At 50.4% G+C, this 15,308-nt stretch carries 19 protein-coding genes; 5 read left to right on the plus strand and 14 right to left on the minus strand.

Features of this window, described 5'->3' with window-relative positions; genetic code table 11:
- Positions 1–10: 10 nt before the first annotated feature.
- Genes FVF72_RS00430 through FVF72_RS00465 form a run of 8 tightly spaced genes read right to left on the minus strand, consistent with a single transcriptional unit; the run spans position 11 to position 3,471 of the window.
- Positions 11–682 (minus strand): proton-conducting transporter membrane subunit, encoded by a 672-nt coding sequence (locus FVF72_RS00430; RefSeq protein WP_013295610.1) that lies wholly within the window; start codon positions 680–682, stop codon positions 11–13.
- Entirely contained in the window at positions 682–1,344 is a 663-nt protein-coding gene (locus tag FVF72_RS00435) for an EhaG family protein (RefSeq protein WP_147670889.1), read from the minus strand. Before FVF72_RS00435 ends, FVF72_RS00430 begins: the two co-directional genes overlap by 1 nt.
- Positions 1,341–1,820 (minus strand): EhaF family protein, encoded by a 480-nt coding sequence (locus FVF72_RS00440; RefSeq protein ID WP_147670890.1) that lies wholly within the window; start codon positions 1,818–1,820, stop codon positions 1,341–1,343. The genes FVF72_RS00435 and FVF72_RS00440 overlap by 4 nt, the downstream gene beginning before the upstream one ends.
- Complete coding sequence (locus tag FVF72_RS00445) at positions 1,817–2,077, minus strand: EhaE family protein (RefSeq protein ID WP_013295607.1); 261 nt, start codon at positions 2,075–2,077, stop codon at positions 1,817–1,819. Before FVF72_RS00445 ends, FVF72_RS00440 begins: the two co-directional genes overlap by 4 nt.
- Positions 2,078–2,109: 32 nt before the next feature.
- Positions 2,110–2,382, minus strand: a complete 273-nt coding sequence (locus FVF72_RS00450; RefSeq protein WP_147670891.1) for a DUF2108 domain-containing protein — start codon at positions 2,380–2,382, stop codon at positions 2,110–2,112.
- 25 nt (positions 2,383–2,407) lie between these two features.
- Positions 2,408–2,659 (minus strand): DUF2109 family protein, encoded by a 252-nt coding sequence (locus FVF72_RS00455; protein ID WP_147670892.1) that lies wholly within the window; start codon positions 2,657–2,659, stop codon positions 2,408–2,410.
- Between the two features lie 12 nt (positions 2,660–2,671).
- On the minus strand, positions 2,672–3,175 hold the full coding sequence (locus FVF72_RS00460; RefSeq protein ID WP_147670893.1) for a hypothetical protein: 504 nt from the start codon (positions 3,173–3,175) through the stop codon (positions 2,672–2,674).
- Complete coding sequence (locus FVF72_RS00465; RefSeq protein ID WP_255503739.1) at positions 3,175–3,471, minus strand: energy-converting hydrogenase A subunit A EhaA; 297 nt, start codon at positions 3,469–3,471, stop codon at positions 3,175–3,177. Before FVF72_RS00465 ends, FVF72_RS00460 begins: the two co-directional genes overlap by 1 nt.
- 236 nt (positions 3,472–3,707) lie before the next feature.
- Here FVF72_RS00465 and FVF72_RS00470 point away from each other — a divergent pair, with 236 nt between their 5' ends.
- The 5 genes from FVF72_RS00470 to FVF72_RS00490 all read left to right on the plus strand — a co-directional run bounded on the left by FVF72_RS00470 (position 3,708) and on the right by FVF72_RS00490 (position 9,397).
- Positions 3,708–4,229: a hypothetical protein gene (locus tag FVF72_RS00470; protein WP_147670895.1), complete on the plus strand. Its 522-nt coding sequence runs from the start codon at positions 3,708–3,710 to the stop codon at positions 4,227–4,229.
- Positions 4,230–4,458: 229 nt separating this feature from the next.
- A complete protein-coding gene (locus FVF72_RS00475) occupies positions 4,459–4,968 on the plus strand; it encodes a hypothetical protein (protein WP_147670896.1) in 510 nt (169 codons plus the stop codon).
- Between the two features lie 128 nt (positions 4,969–5,096).
- Entirely contained in the window at positions 5,097–6,905 is a 1,809-nt protein-coding gene (locus FVF72_RS09300; RefSeq protein ID WP_147670897.1) for a DUF1616 domain-containing protein, read from the plus strand.
- A gap of 115 nt (positions 6,906–7,020) precedes the next feature.
- On the plus strand, positions 7,021–7,977 hold the full coding sequence (locus tag FVF72_RS00485; RefSeq protein WP_147670898.1) for an SDR family oxidoreductase: 957 nt from the start codon (positions 7,021–7,023) through the stop codon (positions 7,975–7,977).
- A 1-nt stretch (position 7,978) separates the two neighbouring features.
- On the plus strand, positions 7,979–9,397 hold the full coding sequence (locus FVF72_RS00490) for a flippase (protein WP_147670899.1): 1,419 nt from the start codon (positions 7,979–7,981) through the stop codon (positions 9,395–9,397).
- A gap of 45 nt (positions 9,398–9,442) precedes the next feature.
- Here the strand turns inward: FVF72_RS00490 and FVF72_RS00495 are convergent, their stop codons facing one another.
- From FVF72_RS00495 to FVF72_RS00520, 6 genes are read right to left on the minus strand one after another with little or no spacing between them, the layout of a single operon-like run.
- Positions 9,443–10,438: a UPF0104 family protein gene (locus FVF72_RS00495; RefSeq protein ID WP_255503741.1), complete on the minus strand. Its 996-nt coding sequence runs from the start codon at positions 10,436–10,438 to the stop codon at positions 9,443–9,445.
- 15 nt (positions 10,439–10,453) lie between these two features.
- A complete protein-coding gene (locus FVF72_RS00500; RefSeq protein WP_147670901.1) occupies positions 10,454–11,134 on the minus strand; it encodes a glycosyltransferase family 2 protein in 681 nt (226 codons plus the stop codon).
- A 30-nt stretch (positions 11,135–11,164) separates the two neighbouring features.
- The gene (locus FVF72_RS00505) at positions 11,165–12,352 is read right to left on the minus strand and encodes a glycosyltransferase (RefSeq protein ID WP_147670902.1); all 1,188 of its coding nucleotides are present in this window, start codon (positions 12,350–12,352) and stop codon (positions 11,165–11,167) included.
- A gap of 30 nt (positions 12,353–12,382) precedes the next feature.
- A complete protein-coding gene (locus FVF72_RS00510; RefSeq protein ID WP_147670903.1) occupies positions 12,383–13,375 on the minus strand; it encodes an NAD-dependent epimerase/dehydratase family protein in 993 nt (330 codons plus the stop codon).
- Between the two features lie 35 nt (positions 13,376–13,410).
- Positions 13,411–14,286, minus strand: a complete 876-nt coding sequence (locus FVF72_RS00515) for a glycosyltransferase family 2 protein (protein ID WP_147670904.1) — start codon at positions 14,284–14,286, stop codon at positions 13,411–13,413.
- A 2-nt stretch (positions 14,287–14,288) separates the two neighbouring features.
- Positions 14,289–15,230: an NAD(P)-dependent oxidoreductase gene (locus tag FVF72_RS00520; protein ID WP_147670905.1), complete on the minus strand. Its 942-nt coding sequence runs from the start codon at positions 15,228–15,230 to the stop codon at positions 14,289–14,291.
- Between the last annotated feature and the right edge of the window lie 78 nt (positions 15,231–15,308).

The following is a 15,308-nucleotide window of genomic DNA, read 5'->3' on the forward strand; positions in this document are numbered from 1 at the left end:
GATCTCACCTTCAGAGTGCAACTATCAGTAAAACCTCAATGGCCCTCACAATCACCAGGAGGGAGCTGAGGTGTATTATGAGTATGAAGGGTGAGCCGGGTGTCCGGAACATCTCTGCCTTGGTTGCATAGAACGGTGCAACACCGGTCTCACCTATAACCCCCATCAGAAGGAGGATGGTTGCAAAGCTTATCATGGGGTTTCCCCCGATATGGGATAGCTCAAGGAGACTCAGTGTACCTGATGAGCCCAGCACCATGGCCGCGCCCCCGAAGAGGGGAAGTGAAGCCATCATGGCTATGAGTCCATACTGGAAGGCCGCATCAAGCACATCCACCTGTCTCACCGCTGAGACTATACCGATGTTAACTATTCCTATGAGTGCCACAAAGAGTGTGAAGTTGAACAGGTCACCTGTAACCATCGCGCCTGCAGTTGCAAGTCCACAGACTATTGCAAGGAACCTCCTGATCCTGAACTCGGCTGTGTCAACCTCAACCCTCCGGTTACCCAGTGACCCGAACTCTGTCTCAACCTGGGTCTCTGTCCGGCTTATGGCTATGAGGAACGTGAATATGAGTACAGATGCGAACATGAACAGGTTGAATGGTGTGAGGTAGAGCACTATGTCCCCGAAGGGTATCTGACCCAGTAGCTCACCACCAAGGGACGCTATATCCATCATTCATCACCCCCTGCTTCCCTGATCTCCTCCCTTGCAAGGACCCCGATGAGGCCCATCTTGCTGGCCACCTTGATCAGTATACCGCAACCTGAAAGGAACAGGGCCGGGAGCCAGAGCTGTGGTGCTGTGAAGAATATCAGGAAACCTGCAAGCCAGAGGCACCAGGTTATACCTGAGACACCCGCTATACCATTCCATTCAGCCACCGGCAGGCCACGGGCCTTCCTGGTTGCAGCGTAGAACAGAACACCTGCACCTGCAACCGCACCCCCTGTGAAACCTGTGAGGAACACGCCGTAGGCTATGAGTACAAGTGCCAGGAAGTTGGGGGCTGTCCTGAAGACCTCGAGTTCCATCGGGACGTGTTCAATCTCCTCCACCTCGCCACGGATCCTCATCTCCCTTGAAATGAGTATCTCCGAGATGGCCATTATCTCCGCCAGTTCAACCACCAGCCCGGGGAGTATGAGGGCCTCTGCAAGGTCGGTTCCGACCGCTGCAACGATCACAAGCATTGCTATTCCCACTATATCGGTGATTATGAGTGCGCTGAGGTCGTTCTTCTGGAATGATATCCCAAGGAGCGCTATGAATCCCGCTACAAGTCCCGTGTAGACAGCCGGGACGAAGAGTGAAACTGTGAATTCAGGTACCATCATGGTTTACGCCTCCTCACAGTGAAGTTAAGGGCGACCCATGATGCTATGGTGAATGCCATCATGAGTATGCTTGACTCAAGGACCGTGTCAAGACCCCTTGTGTAGTACAGTATCTCATCTATGAGACCCCCCGGGGATGAGTATATTGAGGTTCCGAAGTAGTAGGTAAGGTCCTTGACCGCTATCGCTATCGGTGACAGGTAAGCTGTGATCTTACCCAGGTTAACCTCAAACTGGGGGTACTGGGACTTCACGTTGCCTGGTTCCTTAAGAGGAACCCCACCACGGTCGTAGGGTGCCAGGGGATCCTTGCTGTTAATCTGTTCCTGTGGGAGTGGCCTCGGGTAGAGCTGGTTCTCATTCAGTGTTAATGGTACCAGGAAACCCACAAGGAGCACGAGTCCAAGTGAGAATGCGAATAGACGCGGTATCCTCTTGGGGTTTGCCAGTTCGTTGAGGATTCTTCCGAGGCTCATACTTCCACCCCCATCTCCTCGAGCCTTATAACGGCCCTGAGCAGTACCAGTGTCATGATTGTGGTGGCCGCGATGAAGGTGAGGAGTGCCAGTGTGTGGTTGTAGGTGAGGAATATCAGTGAAACACCAACCGCCGGTATCTCGGTGTTCAGTATCCTGACGATAGGGTCCCTTACACCGGGACCTGCGACGGTTGCAATGGAACCTATTATTACAAGTGCGGCCCCTGCATAGAACCATATCTGGGTTTCAAGCAACTTTCCCACCTCTCGGAGATGATACATAAACATCAGACAAGATCCTCACCCCTCGCTGTCCTCACATCATTTATTCTCATAACAGCCATGAGCAGTATCACAGTGGATATGGGATCAAAAAGGGCCGCTGCCGTGGCCACGTCAAGGTATCTGGCCGCTGCGAGGACCATCACAAAGCCCCCCTGGAGCAGAGAGAACATTATTATCTTATCAAGGGGCCTTTGAAGGAGTATGATGCCAGCGGCACCTGTGAATATCACGAAAATTCCTGTGTTTGTAAGGTTAATGAGGTCAAGCGGATTCATAACCATCACCAGCCAAAATCTTTACCTAATCCTCGATTAATATTTCCTCCCCGACACGGTCAAGGGTATGTGCAATAGCATTCGATGTTATGGTTGATGCCACGAAGTAAACAGCTGCAAGGACAGCCCCGAATGCCGTTCCAATGTAGAGTGCAATCATTGCAGATATCCCGAAACTCATTGCATTGAGGTAAAGGAGCCTCTCTGCCCTGTCCTGTGCTAGAAGCGCCCTCAATGCCATGAGAACAACTATTATTCCTGTTATCTGGATTAGCATGATCAACACCTTCTATTCAAGGTCTGTGTACCTGTTCATCCTCCGGGCTATGGCGCCAAGGAGCCTTGATGATCTACTGTGGTTTAAGCCCTGTATTGTGGTTATTGCAATAACCATTCCGGCAATAAACATTTCAGGTTTCAATCCTGCAAGTGATGAGATTGCTATTATGAAAGTGATTGAGAGTGCGCCGGTCGTGCCTGCATATCCCGGGTCTGCGCAGAGCCTGTTCCCTATGAACACCAGAAGCGCAGCTATAATGCCGCCCTCAGGTACACCCATGAGGTAACAGCCGATTGCCCCCAGGAGTGTGCCTGCAGATGCGTCGGGGGAGCAGACTATGTTTCCCTGGAAGAAACCCCCTGCGAGGTCTCCCCCCCTTTTCATTATATCCCTTCCAATGTAATCGGCCCCCCTGACACCTGGTTTTTCAGGAAGGCCCATCCATGTATCTATTATAACAAAGTTCAGCCAGGATACCACTGCTGTGACTGCAACTCCAACAAGTTCATTCATCACAAGTCCTCCGGTCTGGGGAATATATCCTCAAGGAAGTAGGCCGTCATTAGAGCTGCCAGAAATCCTGAAACCACACCAAGATCGACCCCACCGTACATACCCGTGAAACCAAGCTTTATGCATATCGCCACAAGACCCATGGCAATTACAGGCGCCGGGAAGATGGCTGATGGGGTCCAGGAATGTCTGGCCGGTCTTTCAGGTGCCAGAGGCAGCCCCAGTATCGCTGAAATGATTATTGAGGAAATAATGCCTGTTATGTAACCTGAAAGATATGTAACATGAATAATCATGATAAAAGAATAATAATCCAACATATATAAATCTTTTTAAAAAACGATTTCGGGTATTGAAGAGGAATTTTAATACGATTTTTGCCATTTTTAGGAGAAGAATACATCCCTACACCTCCAGATTATGTAATAACTATTTGCTTGAATAATAGTCACTTTAGTGATAAATTTCACAAAAAACTGTAAGTCCATGTGAAACAAGAGAAACATCCAGAGAAGGAACAGGGGTGTTATGTATGGGTTTTCAGCTCAGGACCCTTGCTGTTGCTGCACTGCTCCTAATCCTTCTCACAAATCCCGTGAGTGGGGCTTCAGCAGTGCAGGAGGTCCGGGTAACCGTACCTGAGAGTGTGGAAATAATGGTCCTCTGGAAGGGAGAGGAGGTCGGGAACTCATTCACCCTCACAGCAACGGTGGAACCCGGAAGAGAATACACCTGGCCCGGAGGACCCCAGGGACTCCAGATAAAGGACCTATCCAACGTACCCATCGACCTCTACATAAAAGCAGAAGGAGACCTCCAGGGACCAGAAACCATACCCATACAGAACCTCAAATACGCCAACTACGGCACAAACCTCCCACAAACACCACTAACAACAACCTACACACCTGTAAGGAGGGGCTGGGTGGTTAAATCCGATGAGGAATCATTGATACCCGTGGACCTTCACCTCACAGTGCCACCGGGAACAGCCGCCGGTGTCTACTCTGTGAGGATATACCACATAGCCGTTAAATCACCTGGAGAACCCTGAAATCACTTACTTTTATTAATTAAACCATTTATAGCCCATAAGTCAACAGATGAACCCCTTCATGATATATCAATCAACCACCGATTGATGACGATACCCCCTTGGACTCAGATCCAAAATTGAGTAGTTCATGAACCACAGCTGCAGCAATAATAAATTCTTAGGAAATTTAATAAGCAGTTACAGATATATTATTATCTGACAGTGATCTGGTAGTGGGGGTATTCTGATGTCAGATTACAGCTGGATGGGTGTTCTTTTTATACTGCTGCTTCTACCCACCCCCTTCACAGCAATGGGAGCAGTGCAGGAGGTCCGGGTAACCGTACCTGAGAGTGTGGAAATAATGGTCCTCTGGAAGGGAGAGGAGGTCGGGAACTCATTCACCCTCACAGCAACGGTGGAACCCGGAAGAGAATACACCTGGCCCGGAGGACCCCAGGGACTCCAGATAAAGGACCTATCCAACGTACCCATCGACCTCTACATAAAAGCAGAAGGAGACCTCCAGGGACCAGAAACCATACCCATACAGAACCTCAAATACGCCAACTACGGCACAAACCTCCCACAAACACCACTAACAACAACCTACACACCTGTAAGGAAAAACTGGACTGCAAAGGTTGAGAGAAACGCTGTTGTCCCGGTTGACATTTACCTCACCATCCCACCTTTCACCGCACCAGGGGAATACAGGGTCAGAATATACCACCTGGCTATAAAATCACCCGCATAACCTCTTCTAATCTGTACTACCATCTGAACTGAAAAAGTTCCGCTTAAGCGCACATCTGAGGGACATGAAAATATTTATCAGTCGACGACCCCAATAAATAGTTCAATCAGCAGACAGGAGAATTTCAGGTGAATTTCAGGCGGGAGATTATATTATTATTTACAGGCATAATATCAGCGATCCTCATAAACATGCCATCATTCCATCTAAGGGTTCTTGGAATAGCATCATCCATGGTCGTGTCAGGTTACACCGTACTCATCATCACGGGCTTCGACAGCATTCTGATCACCCCCATGGCAGGAATGCTCCTGATCACACTCAACGCCCTCATCCTTAATTACACACCCCTCAGGAACTCAAGATCACTTTATGCGCTCCCGGCCATAATTATACCCCTCATTGCTCTTATAATCCGCCTTAGAAAGAAAGATACCCCTGAGGAAGATACCCGGGCAAGAACCGCAAGGGAACTTGCAAGAAGTTCCGGCAAAAGGCGGGGCAAAGGAAAGGAAGAACCTGAGGTTATCAGGCTTGGACTCTCCTCAAGGGACCTCCTGATTGCAGGTATCATATCATCCCTAACACCCATCCTCATAAACCTCACACACCTCAGGCATGTGAGGTTCATCCTTGCAGTCATCCTCATAGCAAGCACTTCATATCTGGTGGCATCAGCCTTCCTGACGGGGCTGCAGGAGAGGGGGAGAGCCGCACGAGCAGGACTGATAGCACTCTTCGCCTCCATCCTAACACCCATAGCATGCGTAACTGTACCCAGAGGTTATGGTCACATATTCCTGGGGGTCACAGGTATACTGGCAGCCCTTGCAGCCTACATCAGAAGGTCCAGGCAGAGGATAAAAATCATAGAGTCCCTCCAGCAGACAGAAATGGATATACTGGAGAAATACGGGCTCATTGAGGATGAAGTCACCCTTGAGATACCTGAAATTTCAGAGAACGACCTCAGGGTGGGTGACCCATCCCTCATAAAGAGAAGGGCCCTTAAAATGAGGAAAATAAGAATGGCGCCTGAAACTGGAAAAATCAGAGGGGATGATGTTGAAGGAGAACTCAAAAGGGCCTTTTCAGAACATGAATTCTCCTCAGAACCTGAAAAAACCACTTCCACCGGCGGTTTCAGTGACCTTGCGGTTCTATCCATCCTGAGCATTCTGACCATCATAATTTTCAGGGGGGGCATAGGTGAGGCGCTTTTCTACCTCCAGGTGCTCTTCATCCCCGGATACATGCTGATTTCAGCCATCGCGCCTGAAAAGGTCCAGCTCAGCATCCCTGAGAGGCTTTTTCTTGCATTTTCCACCAGCATAATCATTTCATCGGTCGTTGCACTCCTCATGGGAGGTGAGGTGACATTCAAACCATTCCTTGCAAGGACAATAGCGGGACTCAGCCTTGCACTCGCCCCCGCAGCCTTCATAAGGAGGTGGAGGTGCGGGGAACTAGCCTACTCTGCTGACATAAGGAGGATACCATCACCCCGTAAACTCTCAAGGGACGGTAAGATCTCACTCCTCCTCTCAATCATACTTTTGGTGCTAATTGCGGTGACGGTTTACATAACCCTCAATCCGGCGCCCTCTGAGAGGTTCACAGAGTTCTACATTCTGGGGCCCGGGGGGAAGGCCTACGGGTACCCCGAGAACCTTACAGCAGGTGCCAATGCCAGTGTAATTGTGGGTGTGGTTAACCATGAGTACCGCAACGAGACCTACCTCATGGTGGTGCGTCTTGGCGGAGATGTTTTAAGGAATGAAACCATAAAACTGGGTAATGGTGAGAAGTGGGAGAGGAGGGTGAATTTCACTGTCACAGAGGCTGGAGAGGACCAGAAGCTTGAATTCCTTCTTTACAGGTTACCTGAAACAGGAAAACCCTACAGGTCCCTCCATTTATTCATAAACGTAACATGACCCCCTCAAATCCACCGAACACCTAAATTATGAGTCTTATCTATCATAATCTGACAATGATCATAACATGGATGAATGTAAAAGTTGACTTAATAGTACTGGACAGGGATAAAATATGAGAGATATGGATGTAGCTGTAACAGGAGGACTTGGATTCATAGGTTCACACCTCACAGACGAACTCCTTGATAGGGGGAACCGGGTCACTGTAATCGATGACCTCTCAACAGGGAGAATTGATAACCTGAGTAATCCCCACCATGATGACCTTGAAATCATCAGGGGAAGCATCAATGAACTGGACCTTGAGGCGATATTTCAGGGTAAGGACTACGTCTTCCACCAGGCGGCCCTCGCCAGTGTCCCTGAAAGTGTGAGGGACCCCCTCAGGTGTCACCGGGTAAATGCCACCGGGACCCTCAGGGTACTCATGGCATCCTGCAGGGCAGGGGTCAGGAAGGTTGTGAACGCCTCAACCTCCGCGGTTTATGGGAACAATCCTGAGATGCCCCTGAGGGAGGATTCCAGGCCCATGCCCCTATCACCCTATGCTGTGTCAAAGGTCGCGGGGGAGTACTACTGCCAGGTCTTTGAGGATTACGGTCTCAGCACGGTTTCACTGAGGTACTTCAATGTCTATGGCCCCCGTCAGAGGCCTGACTCACAGTACGCCGCTGTCATCCCAAGGTTCATCGACTCCCTCCTAAGGGGGAGGTCACCTGAAATCTACGGTGATGGGGAGCAGAGCCGTGACTTCATATACGTTGGGGATGTTGTAAGGGTCAACATCCACCTTGCAGAGTCCCCTGAATCAGGGATCTACAATGTGGCCGGTGGAACTTCAGTTACAGTTAACAGACTCTTTGATATAATCTCCGGAATCCTTGAGGCAGATGTAGAGCCAGAGTACCTTGATGAGAGGCCCGGGGATGTGCGCCACTCCCTTGCAGACACATCAAGGCTCGTCTCAGCCGGTTTCAGACCGGAAGTTGGACTTAAGGATGGTCTCATGAGGACCGTTGAGTGGTTCAGGGAAAGACTTCAGAGCGGGAATAAGGTGATCAGGGATTGAAATGAGCCAGGTGAGAACCCTTGCAAGGAACACCCTTTTCCTTCTCCTGGCAACGGTCTTCACAAACGTGGCGGCCTTTGTATGGAATGTCTACCTTGCAAGATACCTTGGAACCGCCGGTTTCGGTATACTCTCAACCGCCCTCGCACTTACAGGAATATTCAGTATACTGGCTGATCTGGGCATCGGGACCTACCTCACCCGTGAGATTGCCAGGGACCCCACAGGGGCGGGGGAGCTTGTGGCTGCAGGTCTTGGTAACCGTATCATCTTATCATGCATCGTATTTCTGATGATACTGCTCCTGCCACTCACAGGCCTCTACCACGGCACCTCAGTCGCTGTAATCATCATCATAGCATGTTACATGCTTATGAGCTCCTTTAGCTCATTCTTCAACAGCTTATTCCAGGGCCTCCAGAGGATGGAGTATCAGACCATATGGAACATCCTCAACAGCCTCTTTATACTTATGGGTGTCCTCGCCGTTGTCTGGCTCGGGGGTAATGTGGTCCATGTTGCAGTGGCCTACCTGGTTGCAGCCATCCTTTCGCTGCTGTACTCCATTACCATCTTCACCAGGCGTTTCTTCACACCGGGTTTAAGTTTCAGCCGTGAAATGATCATGGAGGCCATTCCCTTTGGCATAACAAGTGTCTTCTCCATGATATACTTCTGGATAGACTCTGTGATGCTCTCACTCATTAAGGGTGATGTCTCGGTGGGTCTCTACAATGCACCCTACAGGCTACTCACGGTGATCGTATCACTCTACAGTGTCTACACTGCGGCGGTATTTCCTGTGATGTCCCGGTTCCACGTTGAAAGTGAGGATTCGCTGCGCTTCACCTACAGGAGATCCATCAAGTACCTCGTAATCATCGCAGTACCCATAATATTCATGGTATTCGCCCTTGCAGTGCCTATTATAGAGCTGATCTTCTCTGCCAAGTACCTTGAATCTGTAGCGGCCCTCAGGGTACTCATAACCGCAACCGCCTTCATGTTTGTAAACGGTGTGACCTCCAGCCTCCTTGGGTCAGTCAACAGGCAGACAACCGTCACAAAGATCACAGGGACTGCTGCCATATTCAACGTGATTCTGAACCTCATACTGATCCCCAGATTCGACTTCATGGGTGCTAGTGCCGCCACGGTGATCACGGAGGTCTTCATGACCATACTCTTCCTCATCGCAGTGCGGAAACTCGGTTTCGGCCCATCATGGAGGGACCTCCATGCTGCCTGGAGGATCCTCCTGCCGGCCTCAGTTTCAATCGTCCTGCTTCTAACACCCATCAGCATAACAATCATGGCCCCCCTGGCCCTGGGTGCATATATCGCAGGGATACTCATTACCGGGGCCCTGGACTCTGTGGACAGGGATATATTGAGGTCAATCATCAGGGAGAGGGAATAGGAAAGTCCAGACCAAAGTCAATATAGACCAAAACCACAATAAAGATCATGACCTGATGTCAAGGACATATGACCTCACCTCATCAAATATCTCCCCTGCATAGAATGATGAGAATATAGCTCCAAGTACTGTGACTGTCCAGAATGATATTATACGGTCCAAAAGGGCTACACTGCCTGCCATGACCTCTGAAACACCGAATATTACAAATAAACCTGTCATAGAGACCTCCATGGAGCCCATACCTCCGGGGAGGGCGGAGAGTATACCAACAAGGTTTGCCAGGAGAAATATTATTATAACCGCTGAGAAGGCAATCTCCACCCTGAAGGCCATGAAGACCAGGTAGAGCCTGAGGCACTCCATGAGCCAGGAGAGGAGTGAGAGGATGAATATTAAACCCATGGATCTGAAATTTGAGTAGGACCTCGTGTAACCTATCATCCCCCTGATACCTGCTGTCAGACGCGTGTAGAGGTTTTCAAGTATCTCCTCAGAGATGGGCAGTCTCTCCATGACCCTGTGCATCCTGCGGTATATCCTCAATCCCTTCTCCTCCCTCCAGTTAAAAATGTAGATAAGATAGGTTATAAGGACCGAGAGGAAAGCGCCGAAAAGGGCCAGTATCCTTATCACAGGGACCATCACGGCAGCCATGAGAAGCAGAGCCCCCCCTATCCCGAGATCAAAGAATCTCTCGGTTAACCCTGCTGATAAACCCTCAGAGAGCTCTATGCCATTCAACTTTTTACCTGCAACTGCATTCATAACCTCACCGGCGCTTCTCATGGGACTGAGGTTACCTGCAAAGAGACCTATGGTCTTTACCTTGAAATTGACACCCATTCTGCGGGGCTGACCTATTATGAAGCCCCACCTGAGGCTTCTGACAGCCACAACTGCCAGGTGGATGAGTAGAGCAATGGCTATGATCCTCCAGTCAGCCATGGAGGCTGCCCTGATGATCCTGAAGGGTCCAATCCATATTATCAGGCAAATTATGAGGAGGATGCTCAGTGCAAGGATGTAAATCCTCTTCATTGGATACACCGCATGTCATGTTCTAACAGCAGAGAATCTCCTGAGGAAGAGCCTCAAAATGAATCTGATGTACCTCAGCACATCCCCAGCTCCTATGTAGGACTTCTCATCACCGTAGGTGCAGTTTATCGGGACCTCAGCTATCCTCAATCTGTGCCTTGAGGTCTTACATATCGCCTCTGATTCATAAACGTAGTCGTTGTGAGGTATGTTAAGTATCAGGTGGGCGCATCTGGCTGATATGGCCCTGAAGCCGCTCTGGCTATCTGTTATTTCATACCCGGTGGCCATCCTCAGTATCCACGTTGTTATCCTGTTTGATAGCTGCCTGTGGAGGGGCATGCTGTCATGTTTATTCCCAAGGAACCTTGATCCTATTATGAAGTCGCCACCATTGACCGCAGATGCGAGTTGAGGTATCAGGGAGGGGTCATGCTGGCCGTCGGCATCCATGAAGACAATGACGTCATAGTCACCTTCAAGTGCCGCCCTTATACCTGTCTTCAGGGCCGCCCCCTTCCCGAGGTTTTCAGGGTGCCTTATGACCCTTGCACCTGCAGCCTCACCCAGTTCTGCTGTTCCGTCTGTGCTGCCATCATCAACGAGGATCACATCACCATGTTCAAGGGCGCCCCTCACAACTGACTCAACGGCCCTCTCCTCATTGAAGGCGGGTATCACCGTAACTATCCTCATAAAGCATCCCTGCATTGTGACAATCAGATTCTAATTATCATTCTCCAGAAGTTCCTGGAGTATAACCTCAAATCTGTCGGTTATGGTCTCCCAGTCATTGGACTCTACAAAGCGCCTTCCCATCTGGCCCTCCTCCCTGAGCCTGTCTGCAAGTTCCACTGCAACCTCAAGGGTCTCCTCAGGCCTCTCTATGTAGTGGATTCCGTTGCCCTCCCCGAACTCCATGTATATGCCTGGGAGCCTTGTGGCTATGACGGGCTTTGCCATTGCAAGGTACTCGTAGAGCTTTATGGGGACTATGTCCTGCATTATCTCCTCATCAATGTGGGCCGGGAGTATGCAGATGTCAGAGGCCGCCAAAAATTCGGGTATATCACTGTAGGGCTGTCTGCCAGTCAGTATGAGGCTATCGAGGTTGTTCTCATCCCTTATACCTTTGAGGTCATCATATGCATCCCCATCCCCAACGACCATCAGCTTCACGTTGGGGTATTCCTCGCGCCTCTCAGCCATTGCAGCTGCAAGCTCCCTGAGACCTGAAAAGTTGTAGAGGAAACCCATGAAGAAGAGGAGGATGTCATCATCCCCCACACCGTACCTATCCCTTATGCGTGAACCGTCAAGGTCAGGGTCGAATTCTGCAAGGTCTATGCCAGCGTCTATGACCTCTGTCCTCCCTGCCCCCAACTCCAGTGCCAGCTGGTCGAGCTTCCGGTTTATGGTGAGGACAAGGTCAGACCTCTGGATGGTCTTCCTCATGAGCATCCTGCCAAGACCCTGGAAGGCCCTCTCGGGTATCAGGGTGTATAGCACGTCGATGAGGTAATAGACGAAGGGTATCCCCCTTCTCCTGGCCTCAATGGATGCTATGAAGGAGTTTATGAGACCAAATCCCACTATGATATCAGGTTTGAACTCCTTTATCTGCCTCCGTATCTCCCTGCCATGGCTGAATGGTATTGAGAGGTAGTCCAGTAACGGGGCCTTGATGTGAGCGGGTCTTATCACATCCACACCGGCATCCTCTCTGACCTTGTGGACCCCCCTGTAGACCCTCCGGGGGTTCATCAGGCCATCAGGGTCATCCTTCCTCCAGTCGATGGGGTAATCTATGACCCTCACATCATGGCCCCTTGCAGATAACCTGTCAAAGAGGTGGTGCTGCTGGTGAGGATTCCTCTCCAGCCAGTCTGATTCCTGTACGACCAGTATCCTCATGTGATCATCCGTTAAGAGAAGTTTGGTAAATCAGAACTCCGCGCTCTTCACTATGAGGTCCCAGTTATCGGTGAACCACCGGTGGGTCCGCTCAAGTCCCTCCCTGAAGGACACCTGGGGCTCATAGTCCAGGAGTCTTCTGGCCTTGTCTATTGATGATAGGAGTCTTGTCTTGGCGTCCCAGTCCCTCCGCGGCCTGTAGACAACACCCGCAGGGTTTTCTGTTAGCTCGTTTATGATGCTCGCCATCTCAATAACCTGGTGCTCGGTACCTGATCCCAGGTTAATGGCCTCGCCTATGGCCTTCCTCCTCACACCCATGGCCATGAGTCCCCTGACTATGTCCTCCACGAATGTCCAGTCCCTGGTCTCTGAGCCGTCCCCTGTTATGGGTAATGGCTGCTGGTTCATGGCCCAGTAGAAGAAGTTGGGTATCACGTTGCGGTACCTTCCTGGCACCTCACCGGGCCCGAAGACATTGAAGAACCTTGCATTGACGATGGGCATATCATAGAGGTTGTGGAAGTAGTTGGTGTAGAGCTCTCCCAGGAGCTTGGTAACCTGGTAGGGTGTGTGGAGTGATATTGAGATGTCATGTTCCTCAAAGGGTATCCTTGAGTCAAGGCCATAGACACCGCATCCTGATGATGAGTAAACGAACCGCTCAACACCCACAAGCTGTGCATACTCAAGTACCTTCAGTATGCCGAGTCCATTGACCAGCAGGTCCTTTTCAGGGTTGTCGACACTGTTCTGGTTGGCGAAGTGGGCGGCGAGGTGGAAGACGTGCTCTGGCCTCTCCTTGAATACACGTTTCAGGACCTCATCGTCCAGTATGTCTCCTCTAACGAATTCTATGTTATCATGTTCAGGAATGTTCCATTCATAGCTCGATGAGAGGTTGTCGAGTATGATCACACGGGCTCCTGCCTCTGCAAGGCGCGCTGAGAGGTTGCTTCCAACACATCCTGCTCCACCCGTTACAAGAATACATCTACCATCATAAGCTCTGAATTCATCCATAATAATCACCTTCCATTAACATTATCTGTCTTCAGTCACCTTCCATAGTGGATTATCATCCGCCTCATGGAATCCAGGATTATGCCGGTGAAGATGAAGAATGTCCCGAAGAGGGTAAGCATCACAGCCACTATTGTGGGACCCATATTCACACTTGCACCGTTTATGTAGTCCCTTATGAACATCAAACTGAGTATTGCCCCTGCAACCCCTATTATGAGGCCGGGGAGTGTGAAGTAGTAGAGGGGGCGCTTGAGTTCAAGGTCCCCTATGATCTTGAGGAGCACCGAGACACCGTGGCTTATGGGGTTCCTTGTGGATCCATCCACATCATACCTCACGCCGACCTCAACCTCAACTATCCTAAGGCCGGCCTCTGCAGCGTCTGCAAGCATCTCACTTTCAACCACGAAACCCGGGTCCCTGAACCTGAAGTGGGGTATGCTGCTTGATGAGAATGCCCTGAAACCGCTCTGGGTATCGGTTATATCCAGGCCAGTTGATATGTTGGTGGCCCTGTCAAGTATCCTCTGGCCGACCCTCCGGTATCTGGGGGTGTTCCGGTCCCTCCCATGGAGGTAGCGGCTTCCATTAACAACGTCGGCCTCCCCCCTCAGTATGGGTTCAACGAGTTTGGGTATCTCGGCCGGGTTGTGCTGGGCGTCAGCGTCGAGGGTGACTATTATATCTGCATCTGCCGCCTCAAATCCTGTTTTGAGGGCTGCTCCTTTGCCCATATTCCTGTGGTGCCTTATGACCCTTGCACCCGCCATCTCAGCCACGTGGGCTGTTCTGTCGGAGGATCCGTCATCAACCACTATAACCTCATCAACATGCTCCCCTGTTAGCAGCACAACCGAGCCGATGGCCACCTCCTCATTGAAGGCAGGGATGACTGCGACTATCCTCATTTTCAGTCCTCTATCCTGTAGTACCACTTCATCCATTCAACGGTGCGCCTGATACCCTCCTCAGGGGGCACCCTGGGGTCGTGTTTGAGGTCCCTGATGGCCTTTGAGAAATCCATGGTCTTCACCTTTGTTGTGAATGGCTCTGAATCTCTGTAGGTAACTATGGAATCATCTATCCCAACGGCCTCAAGGACCATGTCGGAGTACTCCTTGATATCATGTTCCCATTCGGTACGCCCACCAACATTGTAGACCTCCCCCGGGATGAAGTTGTCCACGATATTTGCGAAGGTCCTCACAGAGTCCTCCACGTAGTCTATTATCCTTTTATGACCCTTATAGACCGTGTAGGGCTTTCTGTGCAGTGCATGATAGATGAATATGGGTATGAATCCCTTGTAGGGTGAGTACTTCTCATGGGGACCGTAGCAGTTCACGGGTCTCACACGGACTGTCTCTGTGCCGAACATCTCTGCAGAGTTCATGCACATGAGTTCACCGGCCCACTTGGTTATGGCATAGTCGTTCATCTGGTAGGTATCGCTGATGGGGTTTTTGACCATGACATCCTCACTCATCACTCCACTGTAGTCCCCATAGACCTCTGCAGAGGAGAAGAATATCATTCTGAAGCCCAGTTTCTCCTGCATCCGCAGCATGTGCTTTGTACCTATCACGTTGGTCTTCCAGAGGTTCTCATAGTAGTCCTCGCCGTTCCAGCGGCCATACTCAGCCGCCAGGTGGTAGACGTAGTCGAATCTGTCATCCTCAAAGATCCTTTCAACCTGCCTGTACTCCCTCACATCGGCCCTCATGTAGTCCTCGCGTTCTGTGTGCATGAGGTCAACCGCCAGGACCTCGTGGCCCCTGTTCCTGAGTTCATTGACAAGGTTTGTGCCTATGAATCCGGCGCCACCGGTTACGAGTATTCTCTGAGTTTCCATATCAGCATCACTCCATATTATCTCAGTAATCACCTTTTAGAATAAGGTTCAACCTAACATGATGTCCTGATGAACCAA

The organism is Methanothermobacter sp. KEPCO-1, from assembly GCF_008033705.1.
Taxonomy (GTDB): Archaea; Methanobacteriota; Methanobacteria; order Methanobacteriales; family Methanothermobacteraceae; genus Methanothermobacter; species Methanothermobacter marburgensis.